The following is a 15016-nucleotide window of genomic DNA, read 5'->3' on the forward strand; positions in this document are numbered from 1 at the left end:
CTCCAGGCGCGCCCCGGGCGCTACCCTCCCGCGTGCGCGCCCGCCGAATGACCCGGCCCGCTGCTACGGAACCAGGTACCCCGCCGCCCGGTACAGCTCGTACCACTCCGGCCGCGTCAGCGGCAGCTCCGACCCCTGGGCGGCGGCGGCCACGCGCGACGGGGTGGTGGTGCCGAGCACGACCTGCATCCGCGCCGGGTGCCGGGTGATCCACGCGACCGCGATCGCCTCGGCGGGGACGTCGTACTTCCCGGCCAGCCGGTCCACGACCGCGTTGAGCTCGGGGTAGCGCTCCGAGCCGAGGAACGGACCGTCGAAGAAGCCGGCCTGGAACGGCGACCAGGCCTGCACCGTGATGTCGTGCAGGCGGCAGTAGTCGAGGATGCCGTAATCGCGGCTGATCGACTGGTCGAGGGCCTGCATGTTGGAGGCCACGCCCTGGGCGATGATCGGCGCGTGCGTGATCGACAGCTGCAGCTGGTTGGCGACCAGCGGCTGGGTCACGTAGCGGCGCAGCAGGTCGATCTGGCCGGGCGTGTGGTTGGAGACGCCGAACGCCCGGACCTTGCCGGAGGACGAGAGCTCGTCGAAGGCGCGCGCGACCTCCTCCGGCTCGACCAGGGCGTCGGGACGGTGCAGCAGCAGGATGTCGAGGTAGTCCGTGCCCAGCGCCTCCAGGCTGCCGTTCACCGACTCCAGGATGTGCTCCGCCGAGAAGTCGAAGTACGGGCCGTCGGGAACGATGCCCGCCTTGGACTGGATGACGAACTCCTCGCGCTCGGCGGGGCTCAGCTTCATCGCCTCGGCGAACCGGCGCTCGCAGCCGTGCAGCGGAGAGCCGTAGACATCGGCGTGGTCGAGGAAGTTGATGCCGGCGTCGCGGGCGGTCCGCACGAGCGTGCGCACCTCCTCGTCGGACTTGTCCTGGATGCGCATGAGGCCGAGCACCACATTGGGCGCGGTGATCTCGGTGCCGGGCAACGTGAACGTTCGCACGGGGGTCCCTTCTGAAGAGCGGAGGAGGCACGCCCGGAAGGGACGCGCTTCCCACGCTACGAAGGCGGCATTCGGAAGTCCAACAACTGTTGGCTCTGCCAGCGATGAGCCAGTTCGATCAAACCGGCGGCCGGACCGAGGATAATTGCCGGATGCCGAAGATCTCCGCCCCCACCGTCGCCGAACATCGCGCAGCCCAGCGCAGCGCGCTCCTGACGGCGACCGGGCAGCTCCTGGTGGAGGCCGGCGTCGCCGGCGTCACCCCGCGGTCGGTCGCCGAACGCGCCGGCCTCGCACGGTCGAGCTTCTACGAGTACTTCGGCTCCCGCGACGACCTCCTGACCGCTGTCGCCCTCGCCGCCTTCGAGCAGTGGGCCGCCGAGATCGAGGAGGCCGTGAGCGGCGTGCCCGCGCCCGACCGGCTCCGCGCCTACGTCGAGGCGACGATGCGCATGACCGCGGACGGCAAGCACGACATCGCCGCCATCCTGCAGGAGGCCGACCTCTCCCCGAGCAGCCACGAAGACCTCATGGAACTGCACACTGTCCTCCTGGAACCCGTCGCCGCCCTGTTGCGGGAGGCCGGGGTGGCCGACGCCGACACCCACGCCGCACTCATCCAGGGGATGCTCAACGCCGGCGTCCAGCTCATCGGCCACGGCGTCCCTGCCGGCGCAGTGACGGCGACGATCACCGGCCTGCTCGAGAAGGGACTGCCCTCCGACACTGCGATTTGAGGTCCGGAGGCGTTTGGTGACAGACTGTCGGTAACTTTACCGACAGGTTGTCGGCATACCACCCTCTCCCTCCAAGGACGTGTCATGTTCCTCGCTCTGCGCGAACTCCGGTTCGCTCGAGGCCGCTTCACGCTGATGGGCATCGTGATCGCTCTGATCGCCGTGCTCGTCGTGCTGCTGTCCGGCCTCTCCTCCGGCCTCGTCAACGACGGCGTCTCCGGCCTCAAATCCATGCCCGCCACCGCGTTCGCCTTCGACAAGGGCACCATCACCGACAACGCGTTCAGCCGTTCGCTCGTCGACCGGACCCAGCTGAACGCGTGGAAGACCGCCGACGGCATCGCTCAGGCCGAACCGTTGGGCGTGAGCATCGTCAACGGCGTCACCGACACCGAGAAGCAGGTCGACCTCACCCTGTTCGGCGTCGAGCCGCGCGGCTTCCTGTCCCCCGCGGTCTCCAGCGGAGGCCGGCTGTCCGGCCCCGCCGGGATCGTCGTGTCCGAGACGGCGAAGGACGCCGGGCTCGCGCTCGGCACTCGCGTGAAGCTCGACCGCTCCGGCGTGGAGCTGACCGTCGTCGGCTTCACCGACGGACAGGCCACCTTCGGGCACGTGGGCGTCGCCTACCTCCCCATCGACACCTGGCGGCTGATCGCCTCGAACACCGCCCCAGCCGGCGCACCCACGCAGGCCGCGATCGACGCGGTCCACTACGACTACTCCAGCGTCGTGGCCGTCCGGGCGAAGAACGGCGTCACCCCGGACTTCGCGGCCATCGACAAGGCCGCCGGCACCATGACGATGACCCGGACCGCCGCCTTCAACGCCTCCCCGGGCTATGAGGCCGAGACCATGACCCTGACGATGATCCAGGTCTTCCTCTACGCCATCTGCGCGCTCGTCGTCGGCGCCTTCTTCACCGTCTGGACCATCCAGCGCAGCCACGAGATCGCCGTGCTGCGCGCCGTCGGCGCCTCCACCGGCTACCTCCTGCGAGACAGCCTCGCCCAGGGCGCAATCCTCCTGGTCGGCTTCACGGCCGTCGGCGTCGCGGCGGGCGTGGGGCTGGGGGCGCTCATGCCCTCCGCCATGCCCTTCTCCCTGGAAGCCGGCCCGATCGCCGTCGCCTCCGCGCTCACCATCATTCTCGGGATCATCGGAGCCGGCACCGCCGTGCTCCGCATCTCCCGCGTCGACCCCACCACCGCCCTCGGAGGACAACGATGACCGGAACCAGCAGCACCCCCGCCCTCGAGATCGTCGGAGCGCGCCTCGAGCTCGGCGACGGCGACGCGCGCGTGACCGTTCTGGACGACGTCTCACTGACCGTCCAGCCCGGCGAGTTCGTCGCGATCGTCGGCCCGTCCGGCTCGGGCAAGTCGTCCCTCCTCGCCGTCGCGGGGGCGCTGGGCACCCCGGACAGCGGCACCGTGCGCGTCCACGGAACCGACATCACCACGCTCAGGAAGGGCGCGGCCGCGCGCTTCCGCCTGGCCACGATCGGTTTCGTCTTCCAATCCGGCAACCTCCTCCCGGCGCTCACCGCCGCCGATCAGCTGCGCCTCGCCGCCCGGCTGGCCGGCAACCGGGACGCGGACCCCGCGGAGCTGCTCGACGCCGTGGGCATGTCCCACCGCGCCGGGAACCGGCCCGGTCAGCTCTCCGGCGGCGAACGCCAGCGCGTCGGCATCGCCCGGGCACTGGTCAACGACCCGTCGCTGCTCCTCGTCGACGAGCCGACCGCAGCTCTGGACCGCGCCCGCAGCCACGACGTCGTCCGGCTCCTCGCCGACCGCGCCCACGCCTCCGGTGTCGCGGTCGTCATGGTCACCCACGACCGCGACGTTCTCGGCTACTGCGACCGGGTGCTCGAGATGACCGACGGCCGCCTCGCCGAGCTCGTCCCCTCGATGTGAGCCCGCGGAGCCGGACGGGTGCACAGCCCGTCCGGCTCCGACGCCCCTCACAGGTCACGCGCGAACAGGTCCTCCCAGGTCTCCCGCCGGATGACCGCCCGCGCCTCGCCGTCGCGCGCGAACACCACCGGCGGCCGCCGGTAGCCGTTGTAGTTGTTCGCCATCGTGTGCGTGTACGCGCCGGTGGCGGGCACCGCGAGGAGGTCGCCGACCCGGGCGGCGGGCAGCCGCAGCGGGTCGATGAGCACGTCCCCCGACTCGCAGTGCCGGCCGACCACCACGACGTCCTCGGCGTCGTCCTCGTTCATCCGGCCGGCGAGCACGGCCTCGTAGCGCTGCTGGAAGAGGGCGGCCTCCAGATTGTCGCCCATCCCGCCGTCGACGGCCACGAAGTTCCGGGCGTCGCGTTTGACCGTGGTGACGGCGTAAAGGGTGAAGGCCGACGCGTTCACCATGCTGCGGCCGGGCTCGATGATCAGCTCGGCGTCCGCCGGCAGGTGCTCATCGGCGGCCGCGAGCAGCGTCTCCACGTACTGGCCGACGGACGCGGGCCGGTCAGCGGTCGTGTAGCGGGCGCCCAGGCCGCCGCCGAGGTCGTAGACCGGGAACGTGCCGAGCGCCGCGAGCGGGGCGACGGCCGCGGCGAGCTCCGCCGGGTCCATGATCTGCGATCCGACGTGGGCGTGCACGCCGCGCATGTCGAGCAGCGGGCTCGCCTCGATCCGGGCGATGAGACGGCGCGCGGCCGCGGCCGTCAGCCCGAACTTGGAGCCCACTTGCCCGGTCTGCACGGCGGGGTGTGTCGACGACACGACGTCGGGGACGACCCGGACGAGGACGCCCTGGACGCTCCCGGGCGCGACAAGCCGCTCGAGCCGGTCGACGTCGTCCTCGTTGTCCACGACGACGAGCCCGACCCCGGCCTCCACCGCGATCCGCAGTTCCTCCGTCGTCTTGGCGTTGCCGTGCATCACGATCAGCGCCGGGTCCACCCCTGCCCGCAGCGCGCTGAGGATCTCGCCGCCGCCCGCGACGTCCAGGCCGAGCCCCTCCTCCACCATGACCCGCTGCACGGCGGTCGCGGGGAACGCCTTCGACGCGAAGACGACGCGCGCGTTCGGCCGGCGGGAGGTGAGCGCGGTGCGGTACTCGCGCGCCCGGGAACGGAGCGAGTGCTCGTCGACGACGATCGCGGGAGTGCCGAACGCGCGCGCCAGGTCGTCCACCCGGCAGCCGGCGATCACGAGGGTGCCGTCGGGGTCGACGGCCGCCCCGTGCGGGAAGAGATCGAGGAGGGGGTGCGGCATGTGTTGCGCCCTTCGGTCTGGCGGGATCAGGCGGTCGGTTCGGATCAGGAGGTGCTGCGGGAGGTCACTCGCGCTCGCGGCCGACCACCCCGTGCGGGACGACCACGACCGGCACGGGAGAGTGGCGGACGATCTTGGCCGCGTGCGAGCCGAGGAACACGCGTGCGATCGGGCCGAGGGTGCTCGAGCCGACGACCAGCACCTCGTCGGGCTGCCAGCCGACCTCCGCCAGCGCCGACTCCCACGTCTCGCCCCTCCCCACGGCGACGTCGGAGACCTCCGGAGCCCCGGGCAGCTCCGACACCTGACGGACCAGCGACGCGGCGTGCGTCGCGACATCGGCCGCCCAAGTGTCCGCGATGGCCTGCTCGGCGTCGAGCCCGGCACCCGACGTGCCGGAGTCGGGCGGTACGACGGCGAAGGAGGCGACCCGCAGCTCCGCGCCGACCGACGCCGCAACCCCCGCCGCGCCGAACACCAGATCGGTCGACGCACCGGTGCCGCGGTAGGCGGCAGTGACCCGGCTGACGCGCGCGCCCTCCGCCGTGCGGTACCCGCGGGGCGCGATCGCGACGGGGACCGGTGACGCGTGCAGGAGGGTGTCGCTCGCCGAGCCGAGCGCGATCCGCCCCGGCTGCCCGTCCGTCGCCGAGCCGACGACGATCAGCGACGCCTCGCGCTCCTCGGCGAGAGCCACGAGCCCTCGACGGGCGGACGGGGCCTCGTGCAGCACGTACTCGGCCGGCACCGAGCGGCCCAGCACCGCCGCGGCGTGGTCGAGCGCACCGTTTGCGTTCTCCCGGGTGTAGCCCCGCCATTCCGCGTCCGCGCCGCCCGCCGTAGTCGGCCACGCCGGCGGGACGACGGCGGCCACGATGAGGCCCGTGCCCGAGGAGCGGGCGAGCATGGCGGCCAGGTGAAGCGCGGAGGCCGAGCGGTGCGCGGGGTCCACCCCGACGACGATGCTCATCTCCGGCCCGCCTTCCGGCGCTCGGCGGCCTCCCGGATCTCGTCCGTGCTGGGCTTGGCGAAGTTGCTCGTGTACGGGGCGTCCGCGCCGGCGATCGGTGCGCCGGTCTGCAGCGTGGAGTGCCTCCGGCCGTAGAACCAATAGAAGACCAGGAAAGCGGCGGTCCAGATCAGGAAGACGATGATCGTGATGAGGCGCAGCTGCGTGATGATCGCGATACAGCCCGCGATCGACAGGATCGGGATCGTCCAGCCGAGCGGCAGGCGGAAGCCCCGCTCCAGCTCCGGCTCCCGCACGCGCAGGATGATGACGCCGAGCGACACGACGAGGAAGGCGACCAGGGTGCCGATACTCGTCATCTCGGCGAGGAAGTCGATCGGGACGACCGCCGCGAGGACGCCGGTGGCGATCATCACGATGACGGTGTTCTGCACGGGCGTCATCGTCCGCGGGTCGACCTTCGCGAACACCTTCGGGATCATCCCGTCGCGCGACATGGCGAACAGGATGCGCGTCTGCCCGTACAGGCAGACGAGCGTCACCGAGAAGATCGAGATGATGGCGCCGATGGCGACGACGGTCCCCGGCCAGCTGGAGCCGACGATGTTCTGCAGGATCGCGGCGAGTCCCGCGTCCTGGTTCGCGAACTTCGCCGGAGCCTGCGCGCCGAGGGCGGCGAGGCTGGTGGCGACGTAGAGCACGATGATGATCCCGAGCGCGAAGATGATCGCGAGCGGCAGGTTCCGCTTGGGGTTCTTCGCCTCCTCACCCGCCGTCGACACGGCGTCGAGTCCGACGAACGAGAAGAAGATGATCCCGGCGCCGCCGACGATGCCCGCGAACCCGGCCGGCGCGAAGTTGTGGAAGTGGTCGCTGTTCCACCCGGTGAAGGCGACAGCGCAGAAGAACAGCACGACGGCGATCTTGACGACGACCATGATGCTGTTGACCATCGTGGACTCGCGCGCCCCGCGCAGCAGCAGCAGCGAGCACAGCACGATGACGATCACCGCGGGGACGTTGACGATGCCGCCCTGCTCCGGCGCCTGGGAGAGCTGCACCGGGAGCTGCCAGCCCAACAGGTTCTGGAGCAGCTGGTTGACGTACTGGGACCACCCGACTGCGACAGCGGCGGTGGAGACGCCGTACTCCAGCAGCAGACAGGCTCCGACCGCCATCGCCGTGCCTTCGCCGAGCGTCGCGTACGCGTACGAGTAGGTCGAGCCGGAGGCCGGGACGGCGCCCGCCATCTCGGCGTAGCACAGGGCGGTGAGCCCCGCGACGACGCCGCCGATGACGAAGGACCAGATCACCGCGGGGCCGGCGACGGGGACCGCCTGGGACAGGATGAAGAAGATTCCGGTGCCGAGCGTCCCGCCGACACCGATCATGGTCAGGGAGAAGAGGCCGATGCTGCGTTTCAGGTGCGCCTCGCCGGCTCCGGGAGGCGTCGTGGGCTTTCTGCGCAGCAGCTGCTGAGCGATGGTGGGCATATCTACCAGTCTCCTTTGATTGGTGGGGGGATTCGAAATCGTCGCGGTCCGCGTGGGGGTTCAGCTCCGGCCGGTCACCCGGAACCGTTCGACCCGCGCGTCGACGGCGCCGCGCACATAGCCGGACGGGGAGGCGGCGACGGCCTGCAGGAAGGCCACCGTCTGCGCCGTGATCTCCTCGCCGGGGATGAGGTTCGGGATCCCGGGCGGGTAGGCGGCGAGCGTGTCGGCCGAGATGCGCCCGACCGCGTCGGCCGCCGCCACGAGCTCGGTGTCGGCGAAGAACGCGTCGCGGGGCAGCGTGCGCAGCGGGCCGGACTCGGGCAGCGCCGGGAACTCGTCCGCGCCGCCGGTGGATCGCTCGGCGCGCGCCTCCGCCGAGTCGACCGCCGCGGCGAGCGCCCGGTGCGCCCGGGCGAGGTCCGGAGTCTTGCCGGCGCCGATGAGCGCGACGAGCGTGGTCGCGGTCGACATCTCGAAGAAGATCCCCTCGGCGTCGATGAGGCGCTGACGCAGCCAGTGCCCGCTGACCCCTGTCTTCGACACGTCGATCGCGACCCGCAGCGGGTCGACGGCGACGACGTCGTCGAACGCGCCGAAGCCATCGCTGAGCACGCCGAACCGCGGGTCGGCGCGCAGCGCGTCCCGGAACGCGTCGGCGACCGCGATCGAGCGGCCGATCAGCTCGGCGCCGGTGGCGAGGGAGTGCCGCGCGATGTCGAGGGAGGCCTGCAGCAGCGCCGACGTGGAGGTGGAGGCGGTGATCGAGACCGCCCGTTCGATGAGCGGTTCGAGGGCGTCGGCGAACGGGCCGTGGCCGAGGTGGAGCATGGCGGACTGGGTCAGCGAGCCGCCGAGCTTGTGCGTGCTGGAGACGACCAGATCCGCGCCGAGCCGGGCGGGCGACTCCGGCAGATCCGGGTGGAACCCGAAATGCGGACCCCAGGCGCCGTCGACGATGAGCGGGGCGCCGTGCGCGTGCGCCACCCGCGCCAGCCCGGCGACGTCGGCGACCGAGCCGAAGTAGCTCGGCGAGACGACGTAGACGGAGGCCGCCGGCCGTCCGGCCTGCCCCGCAGCGGTCAGTGCTGCGTCGAGGGAGGCGGGCGAGACGCCGTGCGCGACGCCGTGCGCGGCGTCGATCGAGGGCAGGACGAAGGACGGCGCCAGGCCGGCCGACAGCACGCCGTCGCTGAAGCTGGAGTGCGCGCTGCGCTGGGACAGGATGTTCGCACCGAGCCCCCGCACGGCGAGCGCGGCGATCCGGTTGGCCTGCGACGCGCCGCCGGTGAGGAACCAGGTGCGGCGCGCGCCCCACGCGTCCGCCGCCAGGTCGAGGGAGCGGCTCAGCGGCGAGTCCCGACCCAGGTCGATGTCATCCACCAGCATGGGCACGTCGAGCTGCAGCGGCCGCGTCCCGATGAAGTCGGCGAGCCGCGCGCTAAGGCCGAGGTCGTCCCCGCCGTGCCCCGGGACCATCAGCGGGAGCGGCGCGCGAGCCGCGTGGCGCTCCAGCGCGTCCGCGTACGGCGTCTCCCACTGGCGGACATCGGCAGTGGGCGGGAGCGGACGCGAGTCGACGGACGACGAACGGGTGGGGGCCATGCCTCCATCGTGCGGGCGGCGACCTCGTGACCAGAATCCCCCGAACTTCGCCCTGCCCACATAGACTGTATGTGACTCGATTCACCCGGCCGGGTCGTCACCCGCATCCAGACAGGGGATCCGATGGCGGATCTGAGACAGTTCGAGGCGCTCCGGGCCGTCCACGCCGAGGGCTCCGTCACGGCCGCCGCCCGGCGCCTGGGCTGGGGCCAGCCGACCGTCGACTACCACCTGAAGAACCTGGAGCGTCTGGTCGGGGCGCCCGTGCTCGTCCGCTCTCCGCGCGGCAGCAAGCTGACCCCCGTCGGCATGCTGCTCCTCGAACGCGCCCAGGAGATCCTGACGCTCAGCGAACGGGCGATCGGAGACGCGCGCGAGTTCAGCCGGCTGGGGCGGGTGCGGCTGCGTTTCGGGACCTTCGCGACGGCGGCAGCGAGCATCCTGCCGTTCGTCGCGGCCAGCGTCGGCGACCTCGGCATCGAGATCGACGCCACGTTCGAGGAGGTCCCCGCGCTCGTCGACAGCATCAACCGCGGCGCGCTCGACGCCGCGCTCGTCTACACGGTTCCCGGCTACGAGCTGCCGTTCCGCCCGAACGTGGTGACGATGGAGGTGTACCGCGACCCCCTGATGCTGGCGCTGCCCGTCGGCCACCCGCTCGCCTCGCGCACGTCGGTCGACCTCGCCGCCGTCCTCTCGCTCCGCGGCGAGCGCTGGGTCTTCGCCACCTCGGTGGAGGACGCGATGGACCGCGTCGTCGCCGACGCCTTCGCGGCGGAGGGGCACGTCCTGGACGTCGCTATCCGCACCGACGACTTCCAGGTCCTCCTCGGCATGACCGCCGCGCGGATGGTGGTCGGGATGATCCCGGGGCTCGCGACGACCGCCGCGCACCCCGGCATCGTCCTGCTCCCGGTCGACGACCCGTCGTTCGTGCGCTCGATCCTCGTGGCGACCTCCGCGGAGGACGCCAGCCGCCGCCCCTCCCCCGCCGTCCGCCATCTCGTCGCCGCGGTCCGGGACGGGTTCGCCGCCGTGCGGGCAGGACGCCCGTCGCCGTGACGACACCGCCCGAACCCCCGAAGGAGCCTTCCGCGCCCTACCGCACCCTCGAGGCGGACTGGGGGACGCCGCTGGAGCGCATCCCGCTCCCCGGCGGCCAGGGCGCGATCAACGTCAACAGCTGGTCGCCGGACTCCGCGCGGTTCGCGTACGTCTCGTACCCGCACGGCCCGAGGCGACTACCATATCGTAGTCAAGCCGCTTGACTACGATATCGTAGTCAGCCATAATGACTACGAAATAGTAGTCATGAGGAGGTGCGGAGTGAAGCTCCAGGGCGACGTGGAGTCCGCCGAGGATCTCGGCAGGTTCCTGCAGCAGGGGCGACTGCTCGCCGGATTGTCGCAGCGGGACCTCGCCGCTCGGCTCGGAGTGAGCCAGCGGTACGTGTGGGAGTTGGAGTCCGGAAAACCGTCGGTGCTCATGGACCGGCTGTTCGCTTATCTCCACGCGACCGACGTACGCCTCATCGCCGAGATCGACACCGACCGGGGGACGCTCTGATGGCCGACCTCATCGTGGAGTTGTACGGGCATCACATCGGGAACCTCGTCGGGACGAACCCCCGCACGTTCGACTTCGCGACGAACCCCGCTGCATTCGAGTTCTTCCCGCTGGGTTCCCGGGAGCTCTCGAACTCCGTGCCCCTCGAGCTGGTGGCGGCGAGAGGAGGCCATGCCGCGAGCAGGCGACGCAACTACTTCGCCGAGCTTCTGCCGGAAGGAGACCTCTACACCTACCTCCGGGGCCAGGCCGGCATCGAGAACGGGGACACCATCGCCATGCTCGCGCAATACGGTCGCGACGTCTCCGGCGCCATCCAGATCTACGACCCCGACCGCCCCGGCGAGCCGCGCACGCCGTTCGCGACCGACGTCGATGACGCGCGAATCGGAGACCTCCTGAGAGACGCCAGGCGATATCCACTCGGCAACGCCAAGCGCACCGGCAAGTCCCTGATCAACGGTGTCCAGCCCAAGATCGTCCTCGCACGGTCGGGAGGCGGGTGGCAGCAGCCCAACGACGGATACGCTTCCACCCACATCCTGAAACCACAGCTCGACACGGACGATACGACGATCTTCGACGAGGAGTACGGGTCCCGCATCGCACGGAGCCTGGGCCTCCTGAACTATGACACGGCGATCGAGGTGTTCGACGGTATCCGCACGCTCGTGATCGAACGCTACGACCGCTCGCCGGATGCTCCCGACGGGCGGATCCATCAGGAGGACATGAACCAGGCGCTGGGAGCGAGCGGGAACGAGAAGTACCAGCAGCTGGGCGGGAAGACGACGCTCAGGCGAATCGCCGACGTGTTCATGAAACGCGGCGACATCGAGTCGGGCGAGCGATTGACGCGCCTGAACACGCTTGCCGTCGCCGTCGGGAACCTCGACATGCACGGCAAGAACATCTCGATCCTTCACCCGCGTCAGGCGCGAGACGGACTCGCGCCGGCGTATGACGTCGTCCCGACGGCGCACCGCGACAACGACCGCAGGATGGCGCTGGCGATCAACGAGACCTACCTCCACGCCGAGCTCACCCTCGCGGATATCGTCGCAGAGGCGGAGTCGTGGGGAGTGCGCAGCGCGGACCCTCTCGTCCGGGACACGCTCATCTCGATCCTGGAGTTCGTGGACGACAACGCTCCGCTCAAGGGCGCGTACCCGTCGCTCCGCCGCGACATCCGCGGCTTCACCACCAATCTCCTCGCCGGGAGGCCGGCCGGCGACGAGTGAGCCAGGACCCGGCGGCGACGCCGGCCGTCATGCGGTGGCCTCTGCCGGTCGGGTCGGCCCGGCCGTCCCGTCACACGATCCCCACCCACGCGCTCCCCGCCGCCGCGCTCTCCTCCACGCCAGCCAGCACCCGCTGCACGTGCAGCGCGTCCGCGAACGACGGCGCCGGCTCGCGCCCTTCCGCGATATCCGTCACGAAGTCCACCACCTGGTGGGAGAACGCGTGCTCGTAGCCCAGGGCGTGGCCGGTCGGCCACCAGTTCCCCGCGAAGGGATGCTCCGGCTCGGTCGCGAGGATGCGGCGGAAGCCGAGGCGGTCGGCCGGCTCGGTCGCGTCGTAGAACTCCAGCTCGTTCAGGCGTTCCAGGTCGAAGGCGAGGGCGCCGCGCGTCCCCGAGATCTCCAGCCGCAGCGCGTTCTTGCGTCCGGTGGCGTATCTGGTCGCGGTGAAGGAGCCCATCGCCCCCGAGCCGAACCGGGTCGTGAACCAGGCCGCGTCGTCGACGGTCACCTCCCCGAACCGGTCGGAGGCCACGCCGCCGAGGCCGCGCTGCTCGGCCAGGATGGGCCGCCGGCGCACGTAGGTCTCGAGGGTGCCGCTGACCGAGGCGATGCGATCGCCCGCCACGAACTCGGCTGCGTCGATGATGTGCGCGCCGATGTCGCCCAGCGAACCGGACCCGGCCGCGGAGCGGTCGAGCCGCCACGTCATCGGGGCGGCCGGGTCGCTCAGCCAGTCCTGGAGGTACTGCGCGCGCACCTCGCGCACCTCGCCGATCGCCCCCTCGGCCACCAGCCGGCGCGCCTCCAGGATCGCGGGCACGCGCCGGTAGGTGAACCCGCACATCGCGAGCACGCCTCCTCCCGTGCGGTCGCCGCGGCCGAAGTCATGCGCGCGGCCTCGTCGAGGCTGTTGGCCAGCGGCTTCTCGCAGAGCACGTGCTTGCCGGCCTCCAGCGCTGCGACGGCGATCTCTGCGTGGGTGTCACCGGGGGTCACGATGTCGACCAGGTCGATGTCGTCACGGGTGACGGCCTCCCGCCAGTCGGTGGAGGACTCGGCCCAGCCCAGCAGCTCGGCCGACTCCGCAGCCCCGGTGCGGCCGACCAGCAGCGCCATCTCCGGCCGCAGCGGCAGATCGAAGAACCGGGGCGCGACGCGCCACGCCTGCGAGTGGGCAGCCCCCATGAAGCCGTGGCCGATGAGTGCGACCCGGAGCGAGGGCGCGGCCGTCACGGCGTCACCTCCGCTGCCCGCAGGTGCGCGACGCTCCCCCACTGCTCGAGTCGCTCCCGCACGTCGGCGCGGCGTTCGGTCCGCACCGCTTCCTCGTAGCGCCGCTCCAGGAGCTGCGGGATGTCGACGCGCTCGCCGGTGTCCGCGCTCAGCACCGCAGCCTCCACCATCGCGAGGCTGTGGATGTTCTCGTGGATCTCGCTCTGCGGCGTCTGGCCGCTGAGCAGACAGCGGACGAACTCCGCGAGCGATCCGGCGATCTCCTCGGGTCCCGCCGGCGCGTCGGGGAGGCGGTCGATCCCGTCCGCCTCGGGCACGCCGTCGCCGTCCCAGACCGCGGTTCCGTGCTCGGCGCTTATCCGCCACGAGCCGTTCCACGAGGTCTCGCGACCCGGTGCGCACCAGCTCCCGGTGAAGGTGTAGCGCGCACCGTCGTCGAACTCGAAGGTCGCGGTGGCGGAGGCGTCGCCGTCGTACCAGCTCCAGGCCGGGTTCCACGACGAGCACGACACCGTCACCGGGTCCGCGCGCAGCAGAGAGCGGGCCATGTCGAACTGGTGGATGGCCATGTCCACCAGGAGCGGCTGCGCCATCCGGTCGCGGAAGCCGCCGAAGTGCGGGGCCTTGTAGAACTCGGTGGTGATCGCCCCCACCCTGCCGAGCCGGCCGGCGATGGCACGCAGCCGGGTCAACTCGTTGAAGTACCGGCGCGACTGGCTGACCATCAGCAGGCCGCCCGAGACCTCGGCGAGCGCGGCCTGCTGGAGCGCGTCGACCAGCGTGGGCGCGATCGGCTTCTCGCAGAGGACGGGGAGGCCGGCGAAGAGCGCCTCCTCGTTCACCGGGCGGTGCGCGGCGGGGACGGTGACGTTCACCACCGCGACCGCGCCGCTCTGCGCGGCGACCTCCGACACCGACGACCCGATCACGACGTCGAGGGCCTCCTCCTGCGCGACCCGACGCGCGAGGTCCAGGTCGAGGTCGACGATCCCGACCAGACGGGCCTCCGGGGACGACGCGAAAGTGCGGATCCAGTTGCGCCCCATGTTGCCGGCGCCGACGAGCACGACGGGCAGCGCCTCCTGCTGGTGGACGGCGGCGACGCCGCTCACAGGGCGACCTCGTCGCGGTTGTGCAGCGCGCCCGCGTAGCCGTGGCCGGTGAAGAAGTCCCCGCGTTCGTAGCGCAGCAGGACGGGGATCTGCCGCGCGGGCCGGTCGGAGACCGCCCACTCCACGGCGTTGGCGATGACGGACGGACATCCGGGTGGTGGTACACCGGGTAGTCCTGGTCGCCCGGGCTGAAGAAGAAGATCTTGCCGTTGCCGCGCCTGAACGTCATCCCGCTGCGGAAGCACTCGCCGCCGCTGAACGTGCTGATGAAGACCAGCTCGTCGGGCGCGGGAACGTCGAACTGCTCGCCGTACATCTCCTGCGCCGGGATCTCGATCGGGTGCGGGATGCCCTTCGCGATCGGGTGGGTCGGGTCGACGGTCCAGACCAGCTCGCGGTCGTTGTCGCTCCGCCAGCGCAGCGTGCAGGTTGTGCCCATGAGCGTGGTGAAGATCTTGGACCAGTGCCCGGAGTGCAGCACGATGAGCCCCATCCCGGCGAGCACGTGCCGGTGCACGCGCTCGACGATCTCGTCGGACACCTCGGCGTGCGCCGCGTGCCCCCACCAGGTCAGCACGTCGGTCTGCTCCAGCAGCTCCTCGGTCAGCCCGTGCTCCGGGTCGTCGAGCGTCACGGTCGTCACGCTCACGCGGTCGCCCGCGAACTCCTCGATGCCCTCCTTGATCGTGGTGTGCATGCCGGTCGGGTAGATCGCGGCGACCTCCGGCTCCAGCTGCTCGTGGCGGTTCTCCCCCCACACGACGACGCGGATCGGGTCTTCCGCGGTTCCGATTCGATGAGACATTTCTCGTCACTCTCCTTGTTGCTGTCGTCCGG

General features: G+C 71.3%; 13 protein-coding genes and 2 pseudogenes. 7 read left to right on the top strand and 8 right to left on the bottom strand.

Going from position 1 to position 15016, the window contains the following annotated elements:
• Nucleotides 1-63: 63 nt before the first annotated feature.
• On the bottom strand, nucleotides 64-996 hold the full coding sequence (locus ACRAWC_RS08285) for an aldo/keto reductase (RefSeq protein ID WP_431347299.1): 933 nt from the start codon (nucleotides 994-996) through the stop codon (nucleotides 64-66).
• Nucleotides 997-1148: 152 nt separating this feature from the next.
• Between ACRAWC_RS08285 and ACRAWC_RS08290 the strand changes: the two genes are divergently transcribed.
• From ACRAWC_RS08290 to ACRAWC_RS08300, 3 genes are all read left to right on the top strand, one after another.
• On the top strand, nucleotides 1149-1733 hold the full coding sequence (locus ACRAWC_RS08290; RefSeq protein WP_431347300.1) for a TetR/AcrR family transcriptional regulator: 585 nt from the start codon (nucleotides 1149-1151) through the stop codon (nucleotides 1731-1733).
• Nucleotides 1734-1817: 84 nt separating this feature from the next.
• Nucleotides 1818-2960 (top strand): ABC transporter permease, encoded by a 1143-nt coding sequence (locus tag ACRAWC_RS08295; protein WP_431347301.1) that lies wholly within the window; start codon nucleotides 1818-1820, stop codon nucleotides 2958-2960.
• The gene (locus ACRAWC_RS08300) at nucleotides 2957-3649 is read left to right on the top strand and encodes an ABC transporter ATP-binding protein (protein WP_431347302.1); all 693 of its coding nucleotides are present in this window, start codon (nucleotides 2957-2959) and stop codon (nucleotides 3647-3649) included. Before ACRAWC_RS08295 ends, ACRAWC_RS08300 begins: the two co-directional genes overlap by 4 nt.
• A 47-nt stretch (nucleotides 3650-3696) precedes the next feature.
• On the opposite strand, the gene lysA is transcribed toward ACRAWC_RS08300, so the two are convergent.
• The 4 genes from lysA to ACRAWC_RS08320 all read right to left on the bottom strand — a co-directional run bounded on the left by lysA (nucleotide 3697) and on the right by ACRAWC_RS08320 (nucleotide 9024).
• Nucleotides 3697-4956 (bottom strand): diaminopimelate decarboxylase, encoded by a 1260-nt coding sequence (gene lysA / locus ACRAWC_RS08305; protein WP_431347303.1) that lies wholly within the window; start codon nucleotides 4954-4956, stop codon nucleotides 3697-3699.
• A 64-nt stretch (nucleotides 4957-5020) separates the two neighbouring features.
• On the bottom strand, nucleotides 5021-5926 hold the full coding sequence (locus tag ACRAWC_RS08310; protein WP_431347304.1) for a universal stress protein: 906 nt from the start codon (nucleotides 5924-5926) through the stop codon (nucleotides 5021-5023).
• The gene (locus tag ACRAWC_RS08315) at nucleotides 5923-7419 is read right to left on the bottom strand and encodes an amino acid permease (protein WP_431347305.1); all 1497 of its coding nucleotides are present in this window, start codon (nucleotides 7417-7419) and stop codon (nucleotides 5923-5925) included. Before ACRAWC_RS08315 ends, ACRAWC_RS08310 begins: the two co-directional genes overlap by 4 nt.
• A 60-nt stretch (nucleotides 7420-7479) precedes the next feature.
• A complete protein-coding gene (locus ACRAWC_RS08320; protein ID WP_431347306.1) occupies nucleotides 7480-9024 on the bottom strand; it encodes an aminotransferase class I/II-fold pyridoxal phosphate-dependent enzyme in 1545 nt (514 codons plus the stop codon).
• A 123-nt stretch (nucleotides 9025-9147) separates the two neighbouring features.
• On the opposite strand from ACRAWC_RS08320, the gene ACRAWC_RS08325 reads away from it, so the two are divergent.
• From ACRAWC_RS08325 to ACRAWC_RS08340, 4 genes are read left to right on the top strand one after another with little or no spacing between them, the layout of a single operon-like run.
• Nucleotides 9148-10086 (top strand): LysR family transcriptional regulator, encoded by a 939-nt coding sequence (locus ACRAWC_RS08325; RefSeq protein ID WP_431347307.1) that lies wholly within the window; start codon nucleotides 9148-9150, stop codon nucleotides 10084-10086.
• On the top strand, nucleotides 10083-10292 hold the full coding sequence (locus ACRAWC_RS08330; protein ID WP_431347308.1) for a hypothetical protein: 210 nt from the start codon (nucleotides 10083-10085) through the stop codon (nucleotides 10290-10292). The genes ACRAWC_RS08325 and ACRAWC_RS08330 overlap by 4 nt, the downstream gene beginning before the upstream one ends.
• Nucleotides 10293-10350: 58 nt before the next feature.
• Nucleotides 10351-10590: a helix-turn-helix domain-containing protein gene (locus tag ACRAWC_RS08335; RefSeq protein ID WP_431347309.1), complete on the top strand. Its 240-nt coding sequence runs from the start codon at nucleotides 10351-10353 to the stop codon at nucleotides 10588-10590.
• Nucleotides 10590-11831 carry a type II toxin-antitoxin system HipA family toxin gene (locus ACRAWC_RS08340; protein ID WP_431347310.1) on the top strand — a complete coding sequence of 414 codons (1242 nt, stop codon included), beginning with the start codon at nucleotides 10590-10592 and terminating at the stop codon, nucleotides 11829-11831. Before ACRAWC_RS08335 ends, ACRAWC_RS08340 begins: the two co-directional genes overlap by 1 nt.
• A 70-nt stretch (nucleotides 11832-11901) precedes the next feature.
• Here ACRAWC_RS08340 and ACRAWC_RS08345 read toward each other — a convergent pair.
• The 3 genes and pseudogenes from ACRAWC_RS08345 to ACRAWC_RS08355 form a co-directional block, all read right to left on the bottom strand.
• Nucleotides 11902-13019: pseudogene (locus tag ACRAWC_RS08345) on the bottom strand (Gfo/Idh/MocA family protein).
• Between the two features lie 44 nt (nucleotides 13020-13063).
• Nucleotides 13064-14179: a Gfo/Idh/MocA family protein gene (locus ACRAWC_RS08350; protein ID WP_431347311.1), complete on the bottom strand. Its 1116-nt coding sequence runs from the start codon at nucleotides 14177-14179 to the stop codon at nucleotides 13064-13066.
• Nucleotides 14176-14984: pseudogene (locus tag ACRAWC_RS08355) on the bottom strand (ThuA domain-containing protein). Before ACRAWC_RS08355 ends, ACRAWC_RS08350 begins: the two are co-directional and overlap by 4 nt.
• Between the last annotated feature and the right edge of the window lie 32 nt (nucleotides 14985-15016).

This window comes from Leifsonia sp. L25 (genome assembly GCF_050632895.1).